We start from the raw sequence: 26,438 nt of genomic DNA on the forward strand, positions 1-26,438 counted from the left end.
GATGCCCTTGGGCCTTCGTCAGAAAACATATGTCTGGAGCTATGCAATAGTATGTAGTTTTAATAAAATTACACAAATGATTGCGGGTTTAGCCATATGTACACGAATGACTACATAAACGCTGTGAATTTGCAGTTGCTTCCTCAGCAGTAGATATTGTGGTTGAAGTAACCACTTGTTCCTTCCAGTTTCTTGCGGTTCGTATTAGAGCTAATTGAAATTTTCATAGAGAAGAAATAGAGACTTGCAGTCGCCTCTCTAAAAATTAGCTAACAGTTAACCGTTCAACGGTTGAGCTAATCTGATCTCACCTCAGCAAGAATACTCGATAAAAATTTGAGCGATCTCTTGATTTAAGAGATGCCTCAGTTTTTTAACTAATGGATTGAATTAATGGATCTGACTGTGATCTAGATCGAACTGTAACATGTCGATCGAACCATCAAGATGGATGGAATTGCGGTTGAGCCAGTAACATTTATCTTTGTCAAAGGCATTTAATTTATTCCTGATCAATTGCAGAAATAACCGTAACAGGGAATAGAAAAGCTGATACGGAACCTTACTATGACCACTCGTGTCTCTGCAATTTTAACGAACTTCGATCTAATACTTGATCCATTACCTAATCAATTGACCCATACAGTCATCAACTTACATCGTGGAAGTGGACGCTAGCGGTTTGCTTTAGAAGCATTTTACCTTTCTAACTCAATTTTATTGCAAATAGCAACCACTTTTGCGAAGCCTGAAGTTGTTCTTTCAACGCCTATGTAATATCAAATTAAGATTCAAATAATATGGAAACATAGGCATTCAATGCAGTCAATCTGTCTTCCTGACTTGGCTCTTCTAGTTGCTTTTGAGTAGGTCTCTATTCTGCTCATCAATTATTTGATTAGCAACAGGCTAGCTCGAATGACACACTCTAATCGTACTGAAGATTCTGCTTAATTGATGTGATTTCTGTCTAGCCGATTATGGAGCAGCAGCAAGCAGGCACTGGCCCACGTCTTAAATCTTGAGAACCTCTCGATTCACTTCTACCAAAATAGGCTGGATAGTGCAGCAGATCGTCTCAAAGCTTGACTTTCGATTCCTACTTCAAGAAATAATGAGTAAAGAAAGAGTAAAGAAACGTCAAATGCTTGATTTTCTGTCAATTAATCAGAATAATTTAAGCTACGGAACCATTAAAATTCTGATGTTTCCGCTTTAATGTAACGGTCCTATGTTGATTTTCCGCTAGAGCAGAGAGACCCAGAGTGGAGGAAACAAGGCCATATCTCCCTCTGCGATGTTCTGGAGTTAGCGATCTTTGTTGTTATTGATGTTGCTGAATTGATCTTGAAATGACCAACGACACCGATCTGATCAAACGCCTTAGTCCCAGTGCAATGGATCAGATCATGCTGTATCTAGCTTTTAGTGCCATGCGCACGGGTGGACATCGGCATGGAGCATTCTTGGACGCTGCCGCAACGGCTGCTAAATGTGCTGTGTATATGACCTATTTAGAGCAGGATCAAAATCTGCGGATGACTGGGCATTTACATCACATTGAGCCGAAGCGCGTGAAGGTAATTGTGGAAGAGGTACGGCAAGCCCTCACAGAAGGCAAGCTCTTAAAGATGTTAGGCTCTCAAGAGCCACGGTATTTGATTCAATTTCCCTACGTTTGGATCGAGCAATTTCCTTGGCAACCTGGACGATCGCGCGTTCCAGGTAACAATCTCACGAGTGACGAAAAACGGCAAATTGAAGAAAAGTTGCCGCCTAATTTGCCTGATGCTCAGTTGATTAACTCTTTCCAGTTAATGGACATCATTGAGTTCCTGCACAACCGATCGCAGGAAGACTTACCACTTGAGCGCCGAATGCCATTGAGTGAAGCCTTGGCCGAACATATCAAGCGCCGTCTCACCTATTCGGGCACAATTCTCCGCATTGATTCACCATGGGGTATGCCGTTCTATGCATTAACCCGCGCTTTCTATTCACCCGCTGACGAAGAAGAGCGCACCTACATCATGGTGGAAGATACAGCCCGCTATTTTCGCCTCATGAAAGACTGGGCTGAGCGCCAGCCCAAAGTGGTGCGAATTTTGGAAGAGTTGGATGTGCCACCCGATCGAGTTGAGCAAGCCTTGGAAGAATTGGATGAAATTCTCCGCGCTTGGGCCGATCGCTATCATCAAGTAGGAGGGTTGCCGTTTGTTCTGCAAATGGTGATGGGTCCAAAAGAAGGATGACCCACATGAGCCATAGCTGCAATTTTTCCTCAATGAGCACGATGAGGGTGCTTTCTCTTCGCTTGCGATCGCGGGCGAAGCACTAGTTTCTGAATTTCTACGACCCAAAACCCGATTGTACTGATGGCTAGACAAATCAACAATTCTTGTCCGGATAGCGATCGGGTTTGAAAAATGGGTTGCAGCCAAGGGGTATAGATTACTGCTATTTGCAGTGCAAATGTGAGCAGCACCGAAATCAAAATTAGTTTGTTGCTCAGCAGTCCTTTGTGAATGAGCAGATCGCGTTCCGATCGCATGGCTAATGCCAAACTCATCCGAGAGAATGCCAAGGTTGCGAATATCATGGTTTGCCAATTCTGCCATCCTATTGATTCTGCCCAGTAGCCCATTCCCAAGAAAGTTAGTCCCATCAGCAATCCTACCCAAATAATGTCTCTGCCAATGCCTCGGCTAAATACACTTTCATTCGGAGGATAGGGTGGACGATCCATGACATTTTCTTCAGCTGGTTCAACACTCAGCGCTAACGCCAACAGCCCATCGGCTAACAGGTTAATCCAGAGAATTTGTATTGGAGTTAGGGGTAATCGCAGAGCAATAAACGGAGCCAGCAGCATGATGACAACGCCTGCCACATTTCCCGTAAGCGTGTAGCGAATGAACTTGCGGATGTTGTCATAAATCACCCGTCCTTCTTCAACGGCAGCAACGATTGTGGCAAAGTTATCGTTGAGCAACACCATGTCTGCTGCTTCCTTGGCGACATCTGTTCCCGCTAATCCCATTGCGACCCCAATATCGGCTTTGCTGAGGGCCGGCGCATCATTGACGCCATCGCCTGTCATCGAAACAATTTGACCACGATCTTGCAGCGCCTCTACAATTTTCAGTTTTTGTTGAGGCGAAACGCGGGCATAAACAGAAACCTCATCAATGCGTTGTTCTAACTCGTCAATTGACATACGATCGAGGTCTTGTCCAGTTAAGTATTGCCCATTTTTTGAAATCCCTAGTTCTTCGGCAATGTGTCTAGCCATTAACGGATGATCGCCCGTAATCATCACTGTACGAATCCCAGCATGATTACAAGTTTCCACCGCTTCTTTAGCTTCAGGACGGGCTGGATCAAGCATTCCAACCAGCCCTACAAAAATCAACTCTCGCTCCACGTCCGATTCTCGCCCTGGGGAAGGTAGTTGCTCTAACGGTCGAAAGGCGACCCCCAACACCCGTGTTCCCATGCTGGCCAGTTTGTCGTTGCTGGCTAAAATTTCCTGTTGCCACGTTTCATCAAGTGGTTCCGTTCGATCGCTTTTCCACACCTGGCTCGAGATTTGCAGCAGTCCATCCACCGAGCCTTTTGTAAAGGCGACATACGGCGTGGGTACTGCAATGGAGAGGTCTGGCAAGAGTTGAACCGATGGATTAGCGTTCTGCCACGGCTGCTGAATCTGATGGATAGTAGTCATGCGCTTGCGATCGGAATCAAACGGCGCTTCTGCTTGACGTGGAAATACTTCCTCCAACTCTTCTTTGTCCAAACCCAGTCGATCGGCTGCCACCACCAGCGCAATTTCGGTTGGATCACCAATCGCTTTGGTTTCATTCACGGCTTCGCTAAACCCATCAGGTTCTTGTTCTTGATCTGTTTCTTGACCTATGACTGATTCGGCAGTGTCTTCTGCTTCGTCGGGAACGAGTGCATTATTACATAGCGAACTTCCCATCAGAGTCAGCGCCATCGAGGCTGGTAAAGGTACTCCCTCTCCAGGGCGAAATATTGATTTGTTTCCATCTAAGCGGGAGGTAATTTGGGCAAATGACTCACGCATGTCTACCCGTTCACCCGCCAGCGACAGAATTGTTACCGTCATCCGATTTTCCGTCAATGTGCCAGTTTTATCAGAACAAATAGTCGTGACAGAACCAAGAGTTTCAACAGCTGGCAGTTTACGAATTAAAGCTTTGCGCCTCAACATGCGTTTTGAGCCGAGTGCCAAGGCGATAGTGACAACGGCTGGTAGTCCCTCTGGAATAATGGCAACCGCCAAACTAACAGCTGTCAAAAACAAATCGTCAAATTCTCCGCCTTGGAACATGCCCAATGCAAAGATCACAGCTACCAGTGCGAGGGCCGCCAGCGCTAGGCGTCTTCCTAACTGCTCAAGCCGTTTTTGAAGCGGAGTTTGTTCGGACTCAACACTTTGCATGGAGCCTGCAATCTTCCCAAGTTCGGTCTCCATGCCCGTTGCTGTGACAATCGCTTTAGCGCGACCGTAGGTGACAGCCGTCCCCATGAACACACTGTTGCGGCGATCGCCTAACGGTAAATTCTCTCCCTCAATGGCTGCCGCCGTTTTTTCAACCGATTCCGATTCCCCAGTGAACGCGGACTCTTGAGTTCGCAGGTTCACACATTCAAGCAAGCGACAATCAGCCGGTACTTGATCCCCGTCTTCGATTTGTACAATATCTCCCGGCACTAATTCACGGGCTGACAAGTGTTCCCAAACCCCGTTACGCAAAACTCGGGCTTTGGGAACAGCCAATTTCTTGAGTGCTGCGAATTCTTTACCAGCGCGATATTCTTGGGTAAATCCCAGAACAGCATTAAAAATCACAATGGCCAAAATAGCCAATGTGTCTTTCCAGTCCCCTAGAAGCGCTGAAATAGCAGCGGCAGCAATCAGAACCAGGACCATGGTGGCTGTGAATTGCTCCCACAACATTCTTAGGGGACTTTTGGGAGGGCGCTCGGCTAATTCATTGGGACCGTGTTCAGCGAGGCGTCTTTCGGCTTCGGCGCGATCGAGGCCTTCTTTTGCATTAGCGCCCAATTGTTGAAGGACATCAGCAACATCCAGTTGATACCAGTGGCTCATAAACGATGGGTGGCAGGTGGAAAAGAATGCCAGAATTGAACTGTAGGTCTTACTCTACATCATTGACAATCACTCGCCAGAAAGAAGTTTGAGTTAGCTGTTGAAACAGTACAGTAATGCTGCGAAGCCCTAGATGAGATTAACTAAGAAAAACAAACTGATATTTCTTTCTACAGATTTTGGTTTTGGGATTTAAACCGCCCCACCACAAATGCTCGTTGCTGTCGATGCTTCGTTTTGCGACCAGCCACTCGCTTGCGCCACATTCTGAAGCTAGATGGTTTCATTTCTCTGCGCATCAGTAAAATTACTTGCTCTTCACTGAGTCCGAATTGAAAGTTGATGGCCTCAAAGGGGGTTCGATCCTCCCAAGCCATTTCAATGACCCGATCGATCGTGCTTGAGTCAAGGTCTGGTAATTTCACAACTGTTACTCGAATTATTTCATCTACTGATTTGTTTGGGCAGGTCTCAAAGCAAAAGGCACCCCCAAAAGGGAGTGCCTTATTGCGGAGGACTAGACACTAACCGCGCTAGCCACTCACCCGTCACGAACCATCAACTAACCGTTGATTTGAGGAGTCGACAGCGCTACCGGAGCCGCCTCACCCGCCGCCAAGTCCAGCGGGAAGTTGTGCGCATTACGCTCGTGCATCACTTCCATCCCCAAGTTCGCACGGTTGAGAATGTCCGCCCACGTGCTCACCACACGCCCCTGCGAATCGATGATGCTCTGGTTGAAGTTGAACCCGTTCAGGTTGAACGCCATCGTGCTGATGCCCAACGCCGTGAACCAAATGCCAACTACCGGCCACGCACCCAAGAAGAAGTGCAAGCTCCGCGAGTTGTTGAAGCTGGCATACTGGAAAATCAGCCGACCAAAGTACCCGTGCGCTGCCACGATGTTGTAGGTCTCTTCTTCCTGCCCAAACTTGTAGCCATAGTTCTGGCTCTCGTTCTCGGTCGTCTCACGCACCAGCGAGGAGGTCACCAACGACCCGTGCATGGCGCTGAACAAGCTGCCGCCGAACACCCCAGCAACCCCCAGCATGTGGAACGGGTGCATCAGAATGTTGTGCTCAGCCTGGAACACGAACATGAAGTTGAACGTGCCGCTGATGCCCAAGGGCATGCCGTCTGAAAATGACCCTTGCCCAATCGGGTAGATCAAGAACACGGCTGTCGCCGCTGCTACTGGAGCCGAGTATGCCACGCAAATCCACGGACGCATGCCCAGGCGGTAGCTCAACTCCCACTCCCGTCCCATGTAGCAGAACACGCCAATCAAGAAGTGGAACACCACCAACTGGTACGGTCCGCCGTTGTAGAGCCACTCGTCGAGAGAGGCTGCTTCCCAGATCGGGTAGAAGTGCAAGCCGATGGCGTTCGATGACGGCACCACTGCACCAGAGATGATGTTGTTGCCGTACATCAACGACCCTGCTACGGGTTCGCGGATGCCGTCGATGTCTACCGGAGGAGCCGCGATGAAGGCGATGATGAAGCAGGTGGTAGCAGCTAGCAGGGTGGGGATCATCAGTACGCCGAACCAGCCTACGTACAGGCGGTTGTCGGTGCTGGTCACCCAGTTGCAGAACCGCTCCCACACACTGGCGCGTTCGCGCGTCTGTAATGCTGTTGTCATGGTTCCTATGAGTGCTTGAATGATGTAAACAGATGAATCAGTGATGTAAATCACTGTAATGATTACAGTAAAGGATTTGTTGCGTTTTGTAAAGCGATCGACACACTATTCTCATCTTTTACAGATTTTCTTAAGATTGATGAACATTCAACCGGGTGGCCACTGTAACTGTCGTCCCCCCAAAAGATGCAAATGTAGGTGATAAACGGTTTGTCCACCATCGGCTCCATTATTAATAACCACTCGATAGCCGCTGGATAGCCCAAGTTGCTCGGCTACTCGCTTTACAGTCAGCAACAAATGCCCCATTAAGGCATGATCCTGAGACTCGACATCTGCTAATTTGGCGATCGGTTGCTTGGGAATAACTAATACATGAACTGGAGCCTGTGGGTTGACATCTTTGAAGGCAAGACAAAGATCATCTTCATAAATGATTTCGGCTGGAATCTCACGTCGGATGATCTTGCCAAAAATTGTGTCTGATGTTTCAGTCATAGAGATTTACAAAATTAAACTTTCAGAACTACAGTTTGCTGCAATTCTATAAGTTGAGTAGGTCAAGTTGGCGTTTCTACCTAGAAATTGTAAGCATTTTTCTACAAGCTAAGATTTTGGCTTTGTAGGAGTGGTGTAGCAGGTGGCAGTCAGCGAAGCCTATTTCAAATTCCGATGAGTGCTTGAAGCTCTCTAAGCTCGTCTATGAGGTTTGGGGAGCTTTTTTGTGAGTGTACGATCGCTAATTCATCACAAGGGCTGGGACTATTTTTTGATGAATAGCCTTGACTGTCAGATCTGTCAAACTAAGACCACTACAGTCAGTAAACTTTTCGGTGTTGCTGAATGAAGACAGGACATAGCCGTACAGCCCCTCGTTTTTCAAAATTTTCTCATTATGATTGTCTTGAGTAACAATCTAAATTCCCGACAAACCGCTTGTGCTCTCACCCTAAATCCCTCCTCAAGTTTGGGAAGAGGAACTTCAAAACCTTTCTCTCCTGCTCTCAACCGTGGCAGAAGGGGAAGGGGAAGGGAGCATGTCAGTTTTTCATGAGCAATTAAGCTTAGTAAGCAGGTAGTGGCGAAGCAACTAGCCCATAATTAGCCCATTTTGAGTAAACCGCCCACGCCGAGTTGAAAGGGATGGTGGGGCAGTTGACGATGCAGTTGGAAGCTGACCCAGGAGTGCAGTATGCGGCAAAGGAGTGCACCAGGTTACTGAAGCAACAAGGGATTGCCATCAGCATGGCAGAACGGGTATGCAGAGTGATTGATGCGGACGATTAAGGAAGGAGTTTGAGACCCAATGGAGAGAACAACCAACAGAAGGGAAAGGGGACAGCAACGAGGTCAATTGATGTATGATTGTGAGAACACATCGTTTTGACTGAAACTGGCTCTTTAGGTATCCAGTTTTTGGGATGCACTACATGCTTTCAGGTGTTCCTCAACTTGGTTGCTCAGCATTTTGCAGACAGTATCTTGATGATCCAACTTGACCAAGCGGGTTGTGACAGGGCAAAGCGGTTGCAGATTCCCTCCAACATCATTTTGATGTTTCAACCGTCTCATTCACCCGAACGAATCCCATTGAGCAATGTTTGGCTGTATCTCAAGCGAGGACTCCGATGGAAGCTGCCTGATACCCTTGATGAGTTGCGCTTGCTGATGCGAGAGCGATTGCAAGAAATGACCCAAGCCGTGATTCGTTCAATCGTCGCTAGAGCCTCTATTCTTGAGGCATTATCTGTAGCCGGTCTTTAAGGAAATATTGAACAAGCTAAAACCAGCTTTCGAGGACTCAGGCTATTAGCAAAAGTGCCTACCAAAGAACACCTTAGCATCAAAGCTGCTTGCAAAAGCTGTGCTGCGTCTTCAGCCTCATGGCTCTCACTCAATCCATATCTGAGAAGCCCAAAAAAGCCCCAAATTTTGCATAGGCTACTCCTTACGAACCACTTTCTGAGATTGATTAAAATCCGGAAAAGCTTTTATTCTTGGGCTATGCGGATGAAAGGACTTGAACCTTCACTCCGTGAGGAACTAGAACCTAAATCTAGCGCGTCTACCAATTCCGCCACATCCGCAGGTGTTGCAGTTAATTATAGTAACAGACAATCGCACGAAATGTCTTGAAATGTCTTTCGGTCTTTGTCCTTTCTTTTGCCATAATCAAATATCCCTTGACTGATCATCCTGACCCATTACACAAGACGAATGGCTAATACTCGTGGCGCGATTGCGGCTGGACACCCCAAAACGGCTGAAGCAGGAGTGGAAATGTTTCGTTTAGGGGGGAATGTCTTTGATGCTGTTGTGGCAGCAGTCCTAGCGTCCTGCGTGACTGAGCCTACCTTAACGTCCCTAGCAGGGGGAGGATTTTTGCTGGCCCACACCCAAGCCGGGCAGGACATTTTGTTCGATTTTTTTAGTCAAACCCCGCGTTGTAAGCCCGATCGTCACGCTATTGATTTTTATCCAGTGGCGGTTAATTTTGGCAGTGTCACTCAAGAGTTTCACATTGGGTTAGGCTCGATCGCCGTGCCGGGTACAATTGGCGGATTGTTTCATGTGCATGACAAACTGGGACGGTTGCCACGGTCGGTGGTGATGGAACCCGCAATCCACTACGCCAAGAACGGAATTGAAGTTAGCCCATTTCAGTCTTACTGCGCGAGTATCCTTGCCCCCATCTTGCTAGCAACCGCCGAATCACGCCAAATGTTTGCCCCCACAGGCAACTTACTGCAAGCGGGCGATCGATTTGCCGTGCCAGCGTTGGCAGAAACATTCATTTACCTAGCCGAAGAGGGAGCCAGAGGATTTTACCAAGGGGACATTGCCCGCCGCTTGGTGAAAGATTGCCAAGATCAGGGCGGCTACTTAACGTTGGCAGATTTAGAACATTATCAAGTGATCGAGCGCCAACCGCTCATCACTAGTTATCGCGGCAATTTTTTTCTAACCAATCCGCCTCCCAGTTCCGGTGGTGCACTGATTGCCTTTGCGCTGGCCCTGCTTGCTCAGGTAGAGGTCGGACAATTTCCGTTTGGCTGCACAAAGCATCTGCAATTGTTGGCGCAAGTCATGAAATTGACCAATGCCGCCAGAGCCGATGGCTATGATGCTCGATTGTATGAACCAGATGTAGCCGATCGCTTCCTAGCCACCCATCACCGCGCTCCCTATGAAACCCAATTGTTGGCAGCGGTGAACAAATGGGGCAGCACTACCCACGTTAGTGCGATTGATGGCGAGGGCAATGCCGCCAGCGTCACAACCTCTAATGGCGAAGGCTCATCTTATGTGATTCCCGGCACAGGCATCATGACCAACAATATGCTAGGCGAAGCCGATTTGCATCCCAGTGGGTTTCACCAATGGCAAGAGAATGTGCGCATTTCTTCAATGATGGCTCCGACGATGATTTTGGATGCCAACCATCAGCCGGAAATTGTCCTGGGATCGGGCGGCTCTAATCGCATTCGGACAGCGATTCTTCAGGTGATCTCAAATTTGATTGATTTCAATCTGTCGGTGGAAGACGCCGTTAACTATCCCAGAGTGCATTGGGAAGCTGATGTGTTTAATGTGGAACCGGGCTTTGAGCGGTTGACGATCGATCGCACTCAGTTTCCGTTTGACCAACAATTAGAACTGTGGCCCCAGCAAAATCTCTTCTTTGGCGGAGTTCATGCCGTCACTCGCAGCACCACAGGAGACCTATCAGGGGCGGGCGATCGGCGGCGTTGTGGAGCGATCGCAGTTTGCTAGAGCAGCCATTCCAGCATCCTATCGTCTCCGTTGCTCAACAAGGCTGGAACCTTTATTTTGGAAGCGCATAAGGCACAATTTAGTCATACGCTTCTATCCCTAGCTGCTAATGTCTGAGCCGTTAATTGAACTGAAGGGGGTTTCTAAATCCTTTGGCCAGAATCCAATTCTCGATCGAGTGGATTTGACGGTTAATCGCGGTGAGGCCATTGCCATCATTGGGCCATCGGGAACAGGAAAATCTACCATTCTCCGCATTATGTGTGGGCTACTGGCTCCCGATGAAGGGGAAATTTACATCCGAGGACAAAAACGGGAACGTCTTCTGGAAGACGCAGAAGATCCGATTGGCATTAGTCTTGTATTTCAGCAAGCTGCCCTCTTTGACTCACTAACGGTTGAAGAAAATGTCGGGTTTGCGCTGTTTCGCCGATCGAAGCTACCGCGTCACGAAATTTGTGAGTTGGTGAATCAAAAGCTTGACATGGTGGGGTTGGCGGGAACGGGTAAGCGCTACCCTGCTGAGCTATCGGGTGGAATGCGCAAACGAGTTAGCTTGGCTCGGGCCATTATCACCGATCCGGATGATCCCAGAGGCTCCCCAGAGGTGCTACTCTACGATGAACCAACCGCAGGGCTTGACCCAATCGCCTCTACCATTACCGAAGACATTATTCGGCAATTGAAAGGACTAAAAGGCGGATGTGGTGCGTATGTCGTCGTGACTCATCAAGACAGTACCATTCGTCGAACTGCCGATCGCGTAATTTTTCTCTATCAAGGAAAAATTCACTGGGATGGTTCTGTCCATGACATTGACACAACAGACAATCCGTGGCTCCGACAATTTTTCAGTGGCAGTGTTGAGGGGCCGATCCATATTGCGGGGTGATGATTGAATCAAGCGGTGCAAGGAGAGGCAATGCAAACGGCAAGGCGGAGCGCAGGACTATCGCGATCGATGCGGCAAAGCGCTGTAGGGTTCCTGTTTTTAGGATCAGTGGCGCTGTTTATTGGGCTGTTGTTGTGGCTGCAAAACCTGAATCCTGCTCGTCGCAGCTATCGAGCCTTTATCGAATTCTCTGATGCAGGTGGGATGACTCCCGGCACAGTGGTGGCCTATCGAGGCGTGAGAGTTGGGCGAGTGGTGAGCATCGAACCTCAGCCTCAAGGGGTGGTGATTGAGGTTGAACTGGCCCGAGCCGATCGCCCAATTCCCAGCAATTCCATCATCGAAGCTAATCAGTCCGGCTTGGTGGGCGAAACTTCAATTAATATCACGCCGCTAGAAGTTTTGCCTTCCGATCGAGAAATTGCAGGGCCGCTAGACCCAGACTGTAATCCCGATCTGATTATCTGCGACGGTTCGCGCTTGCAAGGGGAAGCACAACTGGACGTGAATGAATTGATTCGATCGACCTTGCGCATTGCCAACCTGCTCAGCGATCCGCAATTTACCGCCAACATTAACTCAGTGGCCAGAAACGCCTCCGATGCCCTCGTTGCCATTACTGCCCTCAGCCAAGATGTCTCTGGGTTGACCAATGAAGTCGAACAACTCGTCGAAGGTGGCAGTGTCGAAAACACACTGACTTCCTTGGGAGAGGCGGCCGATGAAGTGCGGTTGCTCGTTGCCACCAATCGCACTGCTCTCTCAGATACGCTAGTGAGTTTTCAGCAATCTAGTGATCAACTGCGCGGTACGCTGAACACCATTTCCCTCACCGTCGATGAAATTTCTCCAGTGGTGAGTGAGGGCAATTTGCAGGAAATTGTTACTAATTTAGAAGTAATGTCTGCCAATGCAGCCGAAGCCGCTGCGAACCTGCGCGACTTCTCGACTGGAATCAACGATCCAGCGAATGCGCTGATACTGCAACAGTTGCTCGATTCGGCTCGATCGGTGTTTCAAAATGTGGAGAAAATTACTGCCGATCTCGATGAGTTAACGGGCGATCCGGCCTTTCGCAACAATCTACGCCAACTGATTGAGTCTCTCAACCGCTTAGTCGATGCCTCCGAACAGCTTGAGCGACAAGCCGAGATCGCCAAAGTGCTGAATTCATTGACCGTAGCCCTTGCTCCGGGAACTCCTGATTCAGCAACCACACCCCTGCCACGATCGCCAGCGCTGAAGTCACCGGAGCTAGCCTTGCCATCTCAACCACTACCAAGGCAGGATAGGCTGCCCCACTCATCTGCTCCTCCGCCTCGATCGACTCCATCCGCTACTTCCCCTCGGTATGGTAGCGATCGGGTTAGTCCAAATGAGCATCAGCAACCAGATGCTGCCGCACCCTCGTCGTTCTCGTTGCCAACCAGCGAAGCGACTGAATCTGTTCCGAACGCAAGACCAAACACCCAGTAGACAAGCTCTTACCTGGATTGGAAATTGACCCAGTGATCCAGGACAACGATTAACGAGGTAAGGGGATGGACAACTTGTACAATCTAATGCGATGCAAGGTAACAAACCGATCGCGGCGCTTAATTGCCTGGATAGTAGCAGGCCTAATGTCGGTGGGGATAATTGGCTGTAGCCATTCGGATTCCGCTTCATCGCGGCCATCTGCTCCTGACTCGTTAACCCTTGGCGCTACTATTACCAATGAACCAACCGCCCGGCTAGAGCGCACCTTCGCGGCATCAAAATCTCCAATTAAAGCCCTTGCCTTCAGCCCGGATGGACAAATGCTCGTCAGTGGTAGCTTGAATGGTGATACGAAGATCTGGAATGCAGACACGGGAGAATTGCTTCGACAGGTTAGCGATCGCCCCTCGATTCAATCGATCGCGGTGAGTGCAGACACGGTGCCCGCCTATCAATCAATCCTGCTGGCCAGCGGCGATGACCAAGGCGGCATTGAACTGCACAATCTCACCACTGGAGAATTACGACAGACGCTGGCGATTCCCGAAACAGTGGTGCAATCGGTGGCGTTTAGTCCCAATGGTCAATGGCTAGCCAGCGGACAGTGGAATGGCACGGTACAGCTTTGGGATATAGAAACTGGAGAACGGCTAAGCACCTTGGCTAACCATGACTATGGTGTAACCGTGGTGATGTTTGCACCTGCCACCAATACGGAATCGCCTCTGCTCATCAGTGCTGACTATGACGGCAATGTTAAATTATGGCGATCGAACAACGGAGAACTGCTTCGTACTTTCAATACGGCTCGCTATCCTGTGCTTGCTCTTGCGATTAGTCCGGACGGCAAAACGCTGGTGACGGGTAATGGAGATGGCACAGTCAAAAGCTGGAAATTACCCAGCGGTCGCTATATTCAAGGATTTCTGGGACATCTAGATGCGGTCACCGCCCTAACCATAAGCCCGGATGGACAAACTTTAGCTAGTAGTAGCCGCGATAAAACCATTAAACTGTGGGATCTCGCAACTGGAACCTTGATACAAACTCTCTCAGACGCACAGATGGACTCAATCATGGCGCTGGCTTTTAGCCCCAATGGAGACAAATTGGTCAGTGGCGATCAAGCGGGAATGATTCAGGTCTGGCACAGAAACTAGGCGCTGGGGTGAGTACGGCAAGGCATCGCAACCCAGGGAAGACAAATTTTGTCGATAACCTTACACTTCTCACTGACCCAGCTTCATACACGACTTTAGCCAGTTCGTTCATCCCTTTACTTAATCTTCATCGTCTCAGATCACAGCCTCTTCGCTTCGCAGTCGGTTAAAACGGAGGAGTTGTGTCGAGGAGCGATCATCATATAGGCAAGAACAAGTTCGTAACTTAGCGGCTACCGTCCTGCGTTAGGGCGTTTCTACGGTGAAGATAAAGTAGTTCCTAATACTGCTTGCATCTACAAATCAGGGAAAGTACTGTCCGTAATGAAAATAAAAAGTTCGTGTGAATTACGGATTGACAAGTACGGATGCTTACCTGCCAAATTCTATATTTGGAACTAGAATGAGCTTAGGCCATATCTGGCGGCAATCGCGAGGATTTCCTTTGCTGCTGGACGTATAGCCGAATACCATCTTGTAAATTCTGACGGCTAATCTCTGTACCTGAATGCAAATTCCCAGGAGTTTCAAAAAAAACTATGCTATCTACGGGCTTCATTGCTAGCATTTGAAATAAGATCTGCACCACGGGGATTGGTAGAGCCATCACCTGTGGATCATTCGGAGCCTGTGGACTGGCTGCTGCATCCTTCAGCGTAGGGAACGCATACACTACGTTTTTAGTCAAGTTTGATTGGGTGCGATGAGTCAGGGTAGTCATTAACCAATTCTGCTCCAGGGTTTGCAGAATAAAGTATTGAGGGTGTTTCAACCGACTGGCGATCGTCAACAGAGCCGGTGCGATCGTTTGAACATCGGTAGGGTTCGCTCCATATTGGGGAGCTTGCTCAATCAACATTTGAATCTGTTGTTCTGGGTTCATATGTATACATCCCGATTGATGAAAGTGCTCAATTTGGGTGCAGAGGTCGTCCGTCTTCCCAGTCTAGATTAGTCCTTTTATGAGGGGTTAGAGATCGGATGGCGTTTGAAATTGATTGTGTTAGCTTGATAGGCGGCAAAATTCCATCAGGGGGACGATACCGAGGCGTGGAGACAATTTTCCAACTGATCTTCAGCGAGTTGAAACAAACAACTCGTGCATCTGAACAAAATTGTCGGGCCGTTGCCACCCGTTTAGCCGGAGAAGTGAACCGCATCTGTTCAGAGAGCAAGCGGATTCAAGCGTCTGGAGAGGTGGAAACGTGGTCTACAACGCTGGCACGTCACCGACTGAAGCAATGCCTCAAGTACTATGAACTGGGGTCTCATCGCGGCCGAGTAGAATTACATAGCACTCTGAGTGCCGTGGTTTATCGATACATTACTCCTCCCCAGGTACAGTCGAGCTACCAAGCCCGTCTGACCCTGATTGAAGATTTTTTGCAAGGATTTTACATCGAATCGCTTAGTGCCTTCCGCCGCGAGAACCAGATGGCAGCAGACTATCGCCCTCGCACACTGTTGGAATTGGCGGAATATATGGCTTTTAGCGAACGCTATGGCAAGCGGCGCATTCCACTGCCGGGTCGTCGCAGCCAGCAATTGATCATTCTGCGGGCGCAAACTTTTTCGCAGCAACAACCCCCCGAAACAATGGTGGACATTGAACAAGCGGCTGAAGGATCAAGCGGAGAAGCCGATGCCCGCAGTACCGTTCCAATGCCACAAGTGCGGGAACAAATGATGGCCATGGAACCAGAGTTGCCCGAAGATGCGCTCCGCCATACGGTGATTGCTGAGTTGATGAGCTACTTGGAAGAACGCCAGCAGCAAGATTGCGCTGACTATTTTGCTTTGCGGCTGCAAGATCTGCCCGCGAATGAAATTGAGGCCATTCTGGGACTAACCGCTAGACAGCGAGACTATTTGCAGCAACGCTTTAAATATCATCTGATTCGATTTTCGCTATCGCACCATTGGGAATTGGTGCATCAGTGGCTAGAGGCCGATCTGGAACGTAATTTTGGGCTAACGCCGCAGCAATGGCAAGTCTTGCAAGATTGCCTCACGCCGCAGCAACAGGAGCTACTGCAACTTAAACAAAAAGGAATGCCGGATGTATCAATCACACAGGCGATCGGGCTGACCCCAACTCAGTTGCAAAAGCAATGGTCAAAATTACTGGAACAAGCTTGGGAAATTCGCAATAATTTTTTTTCCGGGCCCAATCCACAGGTTGATGAATAATTTATAAAGTGTTCATCAAAATTGCTTGAATTCACTTGAAAAATTCGCAACAATTTTATATCCGGATCAGGGGCAGGCATCCATGAATAATGACGCAGAAGCCATCCAACAGTTGTTTGATTGGCTATTGCAAGAACCAAACCCGGCTATTTCAGCGCCATCAGGGAATCGTGCTAGTCGAAAGGCTAGTCCAGATGAGTCCGGGACTTCAAGCTTGCAACCTCCATATTTTGATCCTCTCGATTCTGAAGCAGTAGACTTCATGCCTGCTGAGTTAGACGAATCGAGTCTTTCATCTTTTCAACAACCTTCATCATTAGAATTTGGAGACATACCTGCTGTGCAAGACCGTTTTCAAGCTTTACTAAAGCGTCGACTCCGCGCTGAAATCGAACGCAATCCTCCCCGTTTTCCGTGGGAAACTGGCTCGTTTGATTATGAAGTCGAGTATTCTGACCTGCCAACGCCGGAACAAGTTCCAGCGGGTGTATGGGCGGCACAATTACAAACGTTGAATTTACCCATCCCGATGCCCGATCGCGTGCTTGTGCAATTGTTGGATCACTGCCGGATGGTCGTGCAGTCTTCGTTGCAAGAAGGTGCCAAATTGGTACACATTGTCGAGTCGCTGTTTCCAGGACAGTTTCAGTCTCTTAATCAATTAGCGGGGATGGTGCTGTCTGGGCCGTCCCGCTCTGGGCAAGCGGCGATCGCGCCACCCGCAAACCTGCCTCGTCATTATGATGTAGCAACCCCCATGCAGCAAATGGCCCTGTCGCTGCTGGCGGCTCGCGAAATTCTAGAATCCATGACGCTGAACGTGTCACCCAGTCAGCCCTATGCGCAACAAGTGTGGCAGACAGCCGTGGGCGAAATCAAAGTCGAGGCCGAGTATCAGCCTCAAACGCAGCAAATTTGTATTCAAGGCACGTTGCCGCAGGCAGGCAGCCTGTGCTTCAGAAATGGCCCCGATCAATCAACGGCAGTGTGTTCTGAAGCGGATTGTGTCCGTGTAGCGCTGTCTAACCTGAAGCCAAATCAACCCTATACCTTAGAAGTATTACTGCAAGATAGCGAAGTACCGTTTGTGTTCGCTATTTGCCCCCTGACCTCTGAAGACTAAAACGGTGAGGACATGATTTTGGAGTTCTATTAGCTGTATCTAGTCTGTTTAGGATTATTGGGTATTGTTAGCCATTGAGGAAAGGAGTCATCAATACAGAGGACTCCTTTCCTTTTGTGGGTGCTTCTTATGGCTGTTTTTTTTAAGCTGGCTCCCTTAGTGTTTCGGTTTGGGCGCATGATGCTCATGCCAATGCCGAGCAATATCCACGCGGCGACACAGCCAAACCCGATCGTGCTGTTGCACATAGTCTAGGAAACGCGCCAAGGCAGCCGCCCGTCCCGGACGCCCCACCAAACGGCAGTGTAGCCCCACGCTCATCATTTTTGGAGCCGTTTCACCTTCGGCATAGAGCAAATCAAAGGCATCGCGTAAATAGGCAAAAAACTGATCACCTGAATTAAAGCCCTGACTGGTAGCAAACCGCATGTCGTTGTTGTCGAGCGTGTAGGGAATCACCAAATGGGGTTGGTCATAGTCTTGCACCCAATAGGGCAAGTCGTCGGCATAGCTATCGGAATCATATAGAAACCCACCCTCCTCCACCACCAATTTGCGGGTGTTGGGACTGTTACGCCCTGTATACCACCCCAGGGGACGGCTGCCGGTAACGCGAGTGTGAATCTCGATCGCCATTTGCAAATGTTCGCGTTCAGTTGGTTCAGCGAAATACTTATAATCAATCCAGCGATAGCCATGACTGGCAATTTCCCAGTTACCTTCATTCATAGCGGCCACCGCTTCGGGATTGCGTTCCAGCGCCATCGCCACACCATAAACCGTCACAGGAATGCCACGCTGGGTAAACAGTCGATGTAACCGCCAAAACCCGGCTCGGCTACCGTACTCATAGCAAGATTCAATATTCATGTGCCGCACTCCGGCTAGAGGAACCGCCCCTACTACTTCAGACAGAAACGCCTCGGCCGATTCGTCCCCATGCAGCACGCAGTTTTCGCCGCCTTCTTCGTAGTTAATCACAAACTGTACTGCAACCCGGGCTTGATCTGGCCAGTTGGGGTCAGGAGTATGCTGGCCATACCCCACCATGTCTCTGGGATAGCGATCGACCATAGGTATCTTTGTTCCTGTGTTGTTTAGGCTTCAGTTCTACAGCAATGGGGAGAGGATGCCTGCGGCGGTGCCCCTATAACGGTAAACGAATTAAATTATTTCCTCATGGTAAACTCCCTTCAGAAATATTGTTGTGGTGTATGAGAAGTGATTGACCATGTGTTTATATAAGCAAACTTTAAACAGACTTAAACTAGGGCTGGTATTGGTGATGATCGGTCCATTGACAACAACCGCTGCTTTGGCAAATACAGAGGTAGCACCTTCCATTGAAATTACCCAAACCTCGCCTACTCCCGCACAGCCAACCGCCCCAACGAGTCCAGATGCTGCTGCCGAACGAGTTGTCAACACTGGACTCGTTGAACAAGTGGACTATATCAACGCTTGTCGCCGCACCAATCGATCGGTGGAGGTGTTTGCCGATACGGCCCTGAGTCCAGTCAATCGAGTTGGCTCATTAGCTGCCAATACCTCAGTCTTTTTGACCGGGGTGCTGGCCCCTGGGCGGGCCCAAATTGCCCGGCGCGACTCTCCTACTAGCAGTATTACGGTAGTGGGGTGGGTCAATGCGGCCAACTTAACTACTTGTGATGCTCCTGTGCCCATACGCGCCTGCTATGGCATCAATGTCGATAATTTGTCTGTTCGCAGCGCCCCCAGCAGCACCTCTGCGTTCCGGGGATCGCTCAGGGCAGGATCGATCGTCTATGCCACAGCCAATCCGCCAAGAGAACAAGTATCGCCTAACGCACCGCCTGATTTTGGTCGTATTTGGGTAGAAATTTTGCAAGATGGTCAGCCAGCCTGGATTGCCAGAACTGGACAATCTGGACTAGGCAGCAACGCCACTCGCCTGTCGGATACAGCCTGTAATCCGTAATTCTGATTTCTCTGTTGTTAGATCGGGCCAAGGAGCGATCGACCATGCATTGGAATGTTTGTCTTAGTAGTAAAATTCGTTCTCAAGGCTTGACCATTGGTTTAGCTGCGATTGGGACTATGGTGATCGGGTGGGAGCAACCGGCCGTTGCTAGGGGCGATCAGCACTCACCCACCCATCGCTATGGGGATGAGTACGACTATCACGAGGAGCGCTATGAGGATAGCGAAGAGGTTTATGGCGATCGCACCTGGCAAACGATCACAGGACTGACCCAGCAATCGAATTTAATTGGCGCGTGTCGCTACAGCCTGAATAGTTTAGATGTCTATCGAGATGCCGCCCGCACCCAGCGCATTTTGACGATCGTTCCTGATACTGAACTGCGCTTAACAGGGGTCGTTGGCACGGGCGTCGCCGAAATCTATTCCCCCGCCCTCGGCTGGATCAGCACCGCCACCATTGAAGCGTGTGATGCCATCCCTGCTCCAGAGCCAGCGGCGCAAGCCTGTTACGAAATTTTAACCACGGTAACCGTTCGCAGTGGTCCCGATGGCAGTTATCCAGGAATTGGTCAAATTCGCCGAGGCGGCATTGCCTACGCTACTACCAATCCACCCACTGTTTCAGTCAGCCGCGATCGCCGCCGATGGATTGAAATCTATTTCCCGCGCCAAGGACAGGGCTGGTTTTCACTCACCGGATCAGGGGGAGCCGGGCAAAATGCAGTACGGCTGCCAGATGAGCAGTGTGATTGGGAAGGATGAAGGATGAGGTGCGGCAAGAATTCGATCCACGTCAAGCATCTACACCACTGTTAGACAGACTGAAAACCTGCGCCCAACGATCGTCTGTGGCGTTCCACACACCTGGACACAAGCGGGGACAGGGCATCTCCGCTAACTTGAGAGATTGGCTGGGGCAAGCAGTATTTCAAGCAGATTTGCCAGAATTGCCGGAACTGGACAACTTGTTTGCACCCAAGGGCGTGATTCAGCAAGCGCAAGTGTTAGCCGCCGCCGCCTTTGGGGCAGAGCAGACATGGTTTTTGGCGAATGGGTCTACGTGTGGAATAGAAGCCGCTGTGTTGGCGACCTGTCAGCCAGGAGACAAGATAGTTCTGCCGCGTAATGTGCATCAGTCGGCGATCGCCGCTCTAATTCTCTCAGGAGCCATTCCTATATATGTGCAGCCTGACTATGATGCAGAGTGGGACGTGGCGCATGGGGTTTCACCTACTACAATTAAAACGGCGATCGCGCAACACCCTGATGCCAAAGCGGTGTTGATTGTGTCACCCACCTACTACGGTGTAACCAGCCCAGTGCAGGAAATCGCTGAAATTGTCCATCAGCATGATATTCCTCTGCTAGTAGACGAAGCTCACGGTGCTCATTTCGCCTTTCATCCTGACTTGCCGCCGTCGGCTTTGTCGCAAGGAGCCGATCTAGCGGTGCAGTCAATCCACAAAACCCTGTCAGCCCTAACCCAAGCGGCTATGCTGCATGTGCAAGGCGATCGCATCGATCGCGATCGCCTCACCCGCTGCTTATCTTTGGTGCAGTCCACTAGTCCCAACTATTTGCTGCTAGCTTCATTAGACGCCGCCCGCCAGCAGATGGCCATCCAAGGACAACCCTTGATGGAACAAGCGCTGAGTTTGTCCAACCGCGTCAGACAGGAACTTGAGCAAATTTCGGGGCTACTCGTGTTAGCCGATCGCTCCGATCTGCTTCCTGGCTTCGCCGCTCTGGACTGGACTCGCATCACGATTGATGTCATTAGATTAGGATTAACTGGCTTTGCCGCAGACGAAATATTGCACGAGACCTTTGGTGTCACCGCAGAACTGCCCGGTCTGCGCCATCTCACCTTCATCCTGACGTTTGGTAACACCAACGCAGACATCGATCGATTAGTATCAGCGTTTAGAGTATTATCTACACTCAAACCGCAACCCCAACTAGAATCCCATTGCCTTTCTTCATCATCCTTTCTGCTTCCTCCCTTCTCTCTTCCCCCCCTCACGCCCCGTCAAGCCTTCTTCTCAGCGGCTGTCACCCTGCCGATCGCCCACGCGATTGACCGCATCAGTGCCGAGTTGGTTTGTCCCTATCCGCCTGGAATCCCTGTACTGTTACCCGGCGAAGTAATCACGACCGAGGCGATCGAGTATTTGCAGCAAGTCCTAGCTGCCGGGGGCGTTGTGGCAGGATGCACCGACTCAACCCTGGAAACCCTGAGAATTGTCAACGGTTGAGCAACGGTTGAGCCGCGATCGGAGAATCATACTCCTGATAAAGTGATGAGAGGCACCTATTCTTGCATCCCCTCGTATAACAGTCGGGCAAACAGCCGGGCCCCATCGTCGGTCTTCAGCCGGGCATAGGTGAGTGGCTCTGATACCCCAACCGTTCGTAGATCAGACAGCAGTTCTGGATGAAACTGGCAGGTAAACGATCGTCGGATCTGCTTACTCTCAAAATCCTTATAGATTACGCAGGTTGCCGAACATTCCGTGACAATTTCATCACCAATGGTGGTAGAACACAAAATTTCGATCGCATCTGGCAGTTTCAATAACCATGCCAGCGAACTACCCGCTAAGGTCGATCGATACGGGATGATGGCATCATGCAGCGAACGATAGGCCCAATTGGCAAATAAGATGGCTTCTTCGTTGACCTCATCTGAGTGAAACATGGCAATATTGACTTCTCGCTCATACTTAAGCGTGGTGTCAATCACGCCTTCATATTCGTCAGCGGTAATCTCATGCGCTCTGATTAAGTCCTCCGGAATGCCAAGCGCCTCTCCATCGGGAGATTGGTAATGATGTAACTGCCGATCGCCAACTTCTTTATGTTCGTTTGGCCCAACGGCAAACTCTGGGTGATCCCAACCCTCTGCGATGATATGTCCATTGCGCTTTGTGATCTTGAGAGAAGTGCCCACAGTTTGGATATGTTGGCAAACACGCTTCAGCACTTTTAACGCTTTACCATCCCGATCGCCAGCAAGGGTATCTAAGTCAAGCACTTGCTGAACCGCTCGTTTAATCAAATTAATGTGCCCTTGGGCGGCTAGCTGATGTCCCAAACAAATAAAGAGGGCGACCGCACTAGTGGGCGATCGTGAAATCAAAAGATCTTCAACGATGCAATGGAGATCGTTGAGAGAGCATTGAGCACCATCAAAGGTAGACGCATCCCGTACAGACGGATCACCACCTTCAACCACTACCGCCAACCCCGACGTAATCAACGGCACTAATACCTTCGGATCAAACAATCCAGACGACCACAGTGGAAACAAGATTGAATCACAATCGGCAATTTTTTGAGCAATGTAGGCCACATTGAGAGAGGCTCGGACATTTTCGCCCCGAGGGTTGCACCCAACATGTTCCCATGGCTCAATAATGGCGATGGCATTGCGGAATAGCACCGGATGCCGCATCAGAAATTCTAAGTCAGCTTGAGAGTTAATCACCTTCTCCAGTGGTTTACCACATCCCCACTCAAACTTTGTGTTTTCTGTTAGCAGAAACCGATCTGGTAACGGATCAGGGGAATGGCGATCGGCAAGAAATTGCCCAATCAGCACGTGCACCGATTCAAAATCGGAGTTACCTTCATTCAAGAAGCCCGGTTGCAAACGCCAATTGCTGAAGGCAACAGGTAGATGACTCACTTGGTGATTAATTGCACTCATTCAGTTGCTATCCTTCTTAGCGTATGGATTCAGAGTTATTGTTTTGTATAGTTCCGGGATGATCGAGACCGAACGGTTGATTGTTTCAGCCAAAATAGTAAATCCCGGGTTTACGGTCATATCTTACTATTGTTTTGAGTTTTTGAAGGTTACCTTGTGATTGCTAGCCCAAGTGCGGTTTTTTACTTTATCTGCCGTGATTTCTGTTTAAATCAAGGTAGAAATCAGAGGTTAAGGTAGTAAGAGCCTGAGTGCTATGCATCTGCCTCATTTTTTTACTTCTCGCTTTACACCTTGCTCTCCCATCCCTAACAACGATGTCTTCTCTCTGGCCCTATGTGACGTCTGGTATTCCCGATCACCTATTTGAACGGTTGCCCGGTATTCCGCTCAGCAAACGCGAGGTGAGACTATTAATTGTGTCATTGCTGCGGCTTAAACGCGACTCGGTGCTGTGGGACATTGGGGCAGGAACGGGAACCGTGTCCGTCGAGGCCGGGTTACTCTGTTCCCAGGGGAAAGTGATTGCAGTCGAGCGGGATGAAGACGTAGCGGCCCTCATTCGGCGAAATTGCGATCGATTTGGGGTAACAAACGTAGACGTGATTGAGGGCAGTGCGCCAGACTGTTTGAAGAACTTGACCCATCAACCCGACTGTGTTTGTGTAGAGGGCGGGAGTCCCATTAAAGAGATTTTGAAAACCGTCTGGCAGCATCTACAGCCCCAGGGGCGGATCGTGGCAACCGCCGCGAATTTTGAGAATTTATACGCAATTTCCGAAGGGTTGGCTGAATTACAGGTGCGCAATATTGAAGTGGTTCAATCTACCATTAATCGTTTAGAAACCCGTGGCAATCGACAGGTATTTGCAGCCGTTGACCCAATCTTTGTCTTAAGTGGTGAGAAATTGGACTAGCGTGAGGATGGCATGCGGGTATCCGTCTTCTTCAACTGGCTTGCCCCTCTGTTCTTTGAATCGGTGAGTGTTTTATCCTGAAGAAAGGTGGACTTTAAAATTCATCTTAAATCTATTTCTATTGATTGGTACATCTGGTACATCTGTCGAAGAGACTAAAAAACAGGCTTTATATGTGCACCTGCGGGAGGTCAGTGTGAATCAAAATGATTTTAGAAACCTGCAATTCAACCTATCAGGAATTCGATTTTGGTTGACGCTCCTGCTGGTGATTTGGCTGTTAAGCTCGATCGGCTTAGGATGGCTAGTGAAATTTTCCTTCATCGTGCTTAGCCTGCTATTGATTACTCCCGTCATTGCCTTTATCGGGTTTCGTTGGTGGTTGAAGCGCAACTTGGTGGTCGATCAATGTCCGGTTTGTGGCTTTGAGTCGGCTGGCATCAACGGCACTCAATTACGCTGCCCTAGCTGTAGCGAGCAACTTCGGGTTGAAAACAAAAAGTTTTACCGCCTCACTCCTCCTGGAACTGTGGATGTTGAGGCGATCGATGTGTCGGTAAAGCAAATTGAGGATTAACCTCAAAGAAGGTAGCTCTGCCTTCATGCAGACAATCTACCTCCTTCTTGAACGGTCTCTGCAAATTTAAAACCCAGTTGACCTCATCTTTATCTTTAACCCTAGGCTGCCAGGACCTTTCCCCTTCTTCTAAGCTAATTTTCCTGAGTAATTGACAACGTATAGGGATGACTCTCTTGATTAAGATCGCCCACATACACGGAGTAAGTTCCTTGCTCCCAAACACCTGGTAGTTCGATCGCCCCGTTTGAATAGCCATCTGACATGACGCAGCGATTGACAGGACCGGTGATCCATAGCGTTGGTTGTCCCTGCCCTTCTAGCCTAAACCGTAAAGGCGTGGGTTCGTTCACCACAATCACTTGACTGGGTGCGTTGGCAATAAATCCGCACTGGCTTTGCTGTCCCCCTCCAGAACTACCCGTCACAGTAATGGGGGATGTCAACGGTGTTTGCACTGGATTGCTGTGGGCAACCGTTGCGATCGCCAAGGTGCTGGCAATGGCGGTGGGAACCGCTAACCAATTGAGCCGCCGTTTCATAGTGATCCTCATCCACATTAATGTCGAGAAGCGATTAACGCTGAGAAGGACAAACATGCAAAGATGGGTCGATATCGCAAAATGTCTCAAGATGCCTTTTTAGCGATGTCCTTCATCTGTCCTCCAACTTGATGATTGTCTTCTCAAAAACTTGAGAAATGACTGGAATAGTATTTGGAATGTATTGGGAAGATGACAGAAGCTGACAAGTAGATGGTTAAACTCAATGACCCTTAACGCTTTATCTTTTTGATGCCCTTGATACAATCCTAAGCTGCGAAAACTGGTGCTAACGGTGGCTTGTGCCAGTTCTCCGAGTGCATCAGTGGGATCGATCGGCCTGAGCTAGCAGCTTTTGCCAGGCCAGCTTAGCGGCTCCTACCATACCAGCTTGGTTGCCCAACTCGGCTTTAAGAAGCTGCAAACCAGGACGTGAGCTTGGCAAAACACGGCGCTCGAGTTCGGCTTGCACCGCGGGAAAGAAAAATTCGGCGCTGGCACTGACCCCGCCACCAATGATGATGGCCTCTGGTGTCAACACATATACCAAACTCGCTAACCCAGCCCCCAAGTCTCGACCGTAGCTTTGCCAAAAGGCGATCGCGGCTGCATCTCCAGCCTTGGCCCGTGCCCCTAGTTCCTCTGGTTCTAGTCCAGTGCGGCGTCGAATTGCCCGAATGCAAGTATATTGCTCTAGCGATCCTTGATTGCCGCTGTTGCAGTCGGGACCGTCTGGATTGAGGGTAATTAGCCCCAATTCTCCGGCTGAGCCATCGCGCCCCACAAATAGCTCTCCATTGAGGATCACGGCTCCTCCCACGCCTGTCCCCAACGTCAGTACAATAACATCTCGAAAGGTTCGCCCTGCCCCCAACCAATATTCCCCCAGCCCAGCACAGTTCGCATCGTTAGCAAGAATCGTGGGGCGTCCAGTTTCAGCTTCCAACCAGTCAGCTAAGGGAATATCCTGCCAGCCTTCTAGGTTAATCGCAACCCTGGCAATGCGACCTGCGGCATCAGCGGGCCCTGGCGTCCCGACTCCGATCGCCACACAGGTTCCAGCCTGATCTAGTTGATGAATGGCCTCTACCATGGTGGCTAATACGGCTTCTGGATAGGCAGGTTGGGGAGTAGGAACCGTCAGCGCCTCCAGACAGTGCCCTTTCCAGTCAAACCGTCCGAGCTTAATGGCACTGCCACCTAAGTCAACTCCGATCACCGCTGCGGAGTGCAAGCGATCGATGTCAAGCTTATCAGTGTCAGGCTTATCAGTGTCAGGCATAGTATCTATCCTTGTTTCGTATTTCTTTTCATGATTTCAAGCAATGCAG

23 protein-coding genes and 1 tRNA gene are annotated in these 26,438 nt (G+C 49.6%); 14 read left to right on the plus strand and 10 right to left on the minus strand.

Annotated features, from left to right (window positions below):
- The first annotated feature begins 1,352 nt into the window (after window positions 1-1,352).
- Complete coding sequence (hetR, locus tag OXH18_RS18670; RefSeq protein ID WP_268608829.1) at window positions 1,353-2,252, plus strand: heterocyst differentiation master regulator HetR; 900 nt, start codon at window positions 1,353-1,355, stop codon at window positions 2,250-2,252.
- Window positions 2,253-2,281: 29 nt separating this feature from the next.
- Here hetR and OXH18_RS18675 read toward each other — a convergent pair whose 3' ends face one another.
- From OXH18_RS18675 to OXH18_RS18690, 4 genes are all read right to left on the minus strand, one after another.
- Entirely contained in the window at window positions 2,282-5,137 is a 2,856-nt protein-coding gene (locus OXH18_RS18675; RefSeq protein ID WP_268608831.1) for a cation-translocating P-type ATPase, read from the minus strand.
- Between the two features lie 170 nt (window positions 5,138-5,307).
- Complete coding sequence (locus OXH18_RS18680; protein WP_268608833.1) at window positions 5,308-5,562, minus strand: TIGR03643 family protein; 255 nt, start codon at window positions 5,560-5,562, stop codon at window positions 5,308-5,310.
- Between the two features lie 137 nt (window positions 5,563-5,699).
- Entirely contained in the window at window positions 5,700-6,782 is a 1,083-nt protein-coding gene (gene psbA, locus OXH18_RS18685; RefSeq protein WP_268608835.1) for a photosystem II q(b) protein, read from the minus strand.
- A gap of 147 nt (window positions 6,783-6,929) precedes the next feature.
- A complete protein-coding gene (locus OXH18_RS18690; protein WP_268608837.1) occupies window positions 6,930-7,280 on the minus strand; it encodes a histidine triad nucleotide-binding protein in 351 nt (116 codons plus the stop codon).
- A gap of 645 nt (window positions 7,281-7,925) precedes the next feature.
- Between OXH18_RS18690 and OXH18_RS18695 the strand changes: the two genes are divergently transcribed.
- Both OXH18_RS18695 and OXH18_RS18700 read left to right on the plus strand, forming a co-directional pair.
- Window positions 7,926-8,069: a hypothetical protein gene (locus OXH18_RS18695; RefSeq protein WP_268608839.1), complete on the plus strand. Its 144-nt coding sequence runs from the start codon at window positions 7,926-7,928 to the stop codon at window positions 8,067-8,069.
- 96 nt (window positions 8,070-8,165) lie between these two features.
- A complete protein-coding gene (locus OXH18_RS18700; protein ID WP_268608840.1) occupies window positions 8,166-8,546 on the plus strand; it encodes a hypothetical protein in 381 nt (126 codons plus the stop codon).
- 241 nt (window positions 8,547-8,787) lie between these two features.
- Here the strand turns inward: OXH18_RS18700 and OXH18_RS18705 are convergent.
- Window positions 8,788-8,869: transfer RNA gene (locus OXH18_RS18705), tRNA-Leu, on the minus strand.
- 130 nt (window positions 8,870-8,999) lie between these two features.
- Between OXH18_RS18705 and ggt the strand changes: the two genes are divergently transcribed.
- From ggt to OXH18_RS18725, 4 genes are all read left to right on the plus strand, one after another.
- On the plus strand, window positions 9,000-10,556 hold the full coding sequence (ggt, locus tag OXH18_RS18710) for a gamma-glutamyltransferase (protein ID WP_268608842.1): 1,557 nt from the start codon (window positions 9,000-9,002) through the stop codon (window positions 10,554-10,556).
- 109 nt (window positions 10,557-10,665) lie between these two features.
- Entirely contained in the window at window positions 10,666-11,448 is a 783-nt protein-coding gene (locus OXH18_RS18715; RefSeq protein WP_268608844.1) for an ABC transporter ATP-binding protein, read from the plus strand.
- A 30-nt stretch (window positions 11,449-11,478) separates the two neighbouring features.
- On the plus strand, window positions 11,479-12,924 hold the full coding sequence (locus OXH18_RS18720; RefSeq protein WP_268608846.1) for an MlaD family protein: 1,446 nt from the start codon (window positions 11,479-11,481) through the stop codon (window positions 12,922-12,924).
- 65 nt (window positions 12,925-12,989) lie between these two features.
- On the plus strand, window positions 12,990-14,087 hold the full coding sequence (locus OXH18_RS18725) for a WD40 repeat domain-containing protein (protein WP_268608848.1): 1,098 nt from the start codon (window positions 12,990-12,992) through the stop codon (window positions 14,085-14,087).
- Window positions 14,088-14,496: 409 nt separating this feature from the next.
- Here OXH18_RS18725 and OXH18_RS18730 read toward each other — a convergent pair whose 3' ends face one another.
- On the minus strand, window positions 14,497-14,970 hold the full coding sequence (locus OXH18_RS18730; protein WP_268608850.1) for a hypothetical protein: 474 nt from the start codon (window positions 14,968-14,970) through the stop codon (window positions 14,497-14,499).
- Between the two features lie 167 nt (window positions 14,971-15,137).
- Here OXH18_RS18730 and hetZ point away from each other — a divergent pair, with 167 nt between their 5' ends.
- Together hetZ and OXH18_RS18740 are read left to right on the plus strand one after the other, a co-directional pair.
- Window positions 15,138-16,277 (plus strand): heterocyst differentiation protein HetZ, encoded by a 1,140-nt coding sequence (gene hetZ, locus OXH18_RS18735; protein ID WP_268613213.1) that lies wholly within the window; start codon window positions 15,138-15,140, stop codon window positions 16,275-16,277.
- Between the two features lie 82 nt (window positions 16,278-16,359).
- Complete coding sequence (locus OXH18_RS18740) at window positions 16,360-17,400, plus strand: hypothetical protein (RefSeq protein WP_268608852.1); 1,041 nt, start codon at window positions 16,360-16,362, stop codon at window positions 17,398-17,400.
- A 156-nt stretch (window positions 17,401-17,556) separates the two neighbouring features.
- Here OXH18_RS18740 and puuE read toward each other — a convergent pair whose 3' ends face one another.
- Window positions 17,557-18,474, minus strand: coding sequence for an allantoinase PuuE (puuE, locus tag OXH18_RS18745; protein ID WP_268608854.1), 918 nt, complete (start codon window positions 18,472-18,474; stop codon window positions 17,557-17,559).
- A gap of 211 nt (window positions 18,475-18,685) precedes the next feature.
- Here puuE and OXH18_RS18750 point away from each other — a divergent pair, with 211 nt between their 5' ends.
- Genes OXH18_RS18750 through OXH18_RS18760 form a run of 3 tightly spaced genes read left to right on the plus strand, consistent with a single transcriptional unit; the run spans window position 18,686 to window position 21,617 of the window.
- Window positions 18,686-19,357, plus strand: coding sequence for a hypothetical protein (locus OXH18_RS18750; protein WP_268608856.1), 672 nt, complete (start codon window positions 18,686-18,688; stop codon window positions 19,355-19,357).
- 44 nt (window positions 19,358-19,401) lie between these two features.
- Window positions 19,402-20,124 (plus strand): hypothetical protein, encoded by a 723-nt coding sequence (locus OXH18_RS18755; protein ID WP_268608858.1) that lies wholly within the window; start codon window positions 19,402-19,404, stop codon window positions 20,122-20,124.
- On the plus strand, window positions 20,121-21,617 hold the full coding sequence (locus OXH18_RS18760) for an aminotransferase class I/II-fold pyridoxal phosphate-dependent enzyme (protein ID WP_268613214.1): 1,497 nt from the start codon (window positions 20,121-20,123) through the stop codon (window positions 21,615-21,617). The genes OXH18_RS18755 and OXH18_RS18760 overlap by 4 nt, the downstream gene beginning before the upstream one ends.
- 56 nt (window positions 21,618-21,673) lie before the next feature.
- Here the strand turns inward: OXH18_RS18760 and OXH18_RS18765 are convergent, their stop codons facing one another.
- A complete protein-coding gene (locus OXH18_RS18765; protein ID WP_268608860.1) occupies window positions 21,674-23,071 on the minus strand; it encodes a hypothetical protein in 1,398 nt (465 codons plus the stop codon).
- 317 nt (window positions 23,072-23,388) lie between these two features.
- Between OXH18_RS18765 and cbiT the strand changes: the two genes are divergently transcribed.
- Together cbiT and OXH18_RS18775 are read left to right on the plus strand one after the other, a co-directional pair.
- The gene (cbiT, locus tag OXH18_RS18770) at window positions 23,389-23,988 is read left to right on the plus strand and encodes a precorrin-6Y C5,15-methyltransferase subunit CbiT (protein WP_268608862.1); all 600 of its coding nucleotides are present in this window, start codon (window positions 23,389-23,391) and stop codon (window positions 23,986-23,988) included.
- A 196-nt stretch (window positions 23,989-24,184) separates the two neighbouring features.
- Window positions 24,185-24,565, plus strand: a complete 381-nt coding sequence (locus tag OXH18_RS18775) for a hypothetical protein (protein WP_268608863.1) — start codon at window positions 24,185-24,187, stop codon at window positions 24,563-24,565.
- Window positions 24,566-24,699: 134 nt separating this feature from the next.
- Here OXH18_RS18775 and OXH18_RS18780 read toward each other — a convergent pair whose 3' ends face one another.
- Both OXH18_RS18780 and OXH18_RS18785 read right to left on the minus strand, forming a co-directional pair.
- On the minus strand, window positions 24,700-25,107 hold the full coding sequence (locus OXH18_RS18780; RefSeq protein ID WP_268608865.1) for a hypothetical protein: 408 nt from the start codon (window positions 25,105-25,107) through the stop codon (window positions 24,700-24,702).
- Between the two features lie 322 nt (window positions 25,108-25,429).
- A complete protein-coding gene (locus OXH18_RS18785; RefSeq protein ID WP_268608868.1) occupies window positions 25,430-26,389 on the minus strand; it encodes an ROK family protein in 960 nt (319 codons plus the stop codon).
- Window positions 26,390-26,438: the final 49 nt, after the last annotated feature.

This window comes from Thermocoleostomius sinensis A174, assembly GCF_026802175.1.
Classification (GTDB): Bacteria; Cyanobacteriota; Cyanobacteriia; order Elainellales; family Elainellaceae; genus Thermocoleostomius; species Thermocoleostomius sinensis.

Coding starts and splice junctions, on each gene's coding strand:
- hetR (WP_268608829.1), top strand. CDS start 1,353: ATGACCAACGACACCGATCTGATCAAACGCCTTAGTCCCAGTGCAATG.
- OXH18_RS18675 (WP_268608831.1), bottom strand. CDS start 5,137: ATGAGCCACTGGTATCAACTGGATGTTGCTGATGTCCTTCAACAATTG.
- psbA (WP_268608835.1), bottom strand. CDS start 6,782: ATGACAACAGCATTACAGACGCGCGAACGCGCCAGTGTGTGGGAGCGG.
- OXH18_RS18690 (WP_268608837.1), bottom strand. CDS start 7,280: ATGACTGAAACATCAGACACAATTTTTGGCAAGATCATCCGACGTGAG.
- OXH18_RS18695 (WP_268608839.1), top strand. CDS start 7,926: ATGGTGGGGCAGTTGACGATGCAGTTGGAAGCTGACCCAGGAGTGCAG.
- ggt (WP_268608842.1), top strand. CDS start 9,000: ATGGCTAATACTCGTGGCGCGATTGCGGCTGGACACCCCAAAACGGCT.
- OXH18_RS18715 (WP_268608844.1), top strand. CDS start 10,666: ATGTCTGAGCCGTTAATTGAACTGAAGGGGGTTTCTAAATCCTTTGGC.
- OXH18_RS18720 (WP_268608846.1), top strand. CDS start 11,479: ATGCAAACGGCAAGGCGGAGCGCAGGACTATCGCGATCGATGCGGCAA.
- OXH18_RS18725 (WP_268608848.1), top strand. CDS start 12,990: ATGGACAACTTGTACAATCTAATGCGATGCAAGGTAACAAACCGATCG.
- OXH18_RS18730 (WP_268608850.1), bottom strand. CDS start 14,970: ATGAACCCAGAACAACAGATTCAAATGTTGATTGAGCAAGCTCCCCAA.
- OXH18_RS18740 (WP_268608852.1), top strand. CDS start 16,360: ATGAATAATGACGCAGAAGCCATCCAACAGTTGTTTGATTGGCTATTG.
- puuE (WP_268608854.1), bottom strand. CDS start 18,474: ATGGTCGATCGCTATCCCAGAGACATGGTGGGGTATGGCCAGCATACT.
- OXH18_RS18750 (WP_268608856.1), top strand. CDS start 18,686: ATGATCGGTCCATTGACAACAACCGCTGCTTTGGCAAATACAGAGGTA.
- OXH18_RS18755 (WP_268608858.1), top strand. CDS start 19,402: ATGCATTGGAATGTTTGTCTTAGTAGTAAAATTCGTTCTCAAGGCTTG.
- OXH18_RS18760 (WP_268613214.1), top strand. CDS start 20,121: ATGAAGGATGAGGTGCGGCAAGAATTCGATCCACGTCAAGCATCTACA.
- OXH18_RS18765 (WP_268608860.1), bottom strand. CDS start 23,071: ATGAGTGCAATTAATCACCAAGTGAGTCATCTACCTGTTGCCTTCAGC.
- cbiT (WP_268608862.1), top strand. CDS start 23,389: ATGTCTTCTCTCTGGCCCTATGTGACGTCTGGTATTCCCGATCACCTA.
- OXH18_RS18780 (WP_268608865.1), bottom strand. CDS start 25,107: ATGAAACGGCGGCTCAATTGGTTAGCGGTTCCCACCGCCATTGCCAGC.
- OXH18_RS18785 (WP_268608868.1), bottom strand. CDS start 26,389: ATGCCTGACACTGATAAGCCTGACACTGATAAGCTTGACATCGATCGC.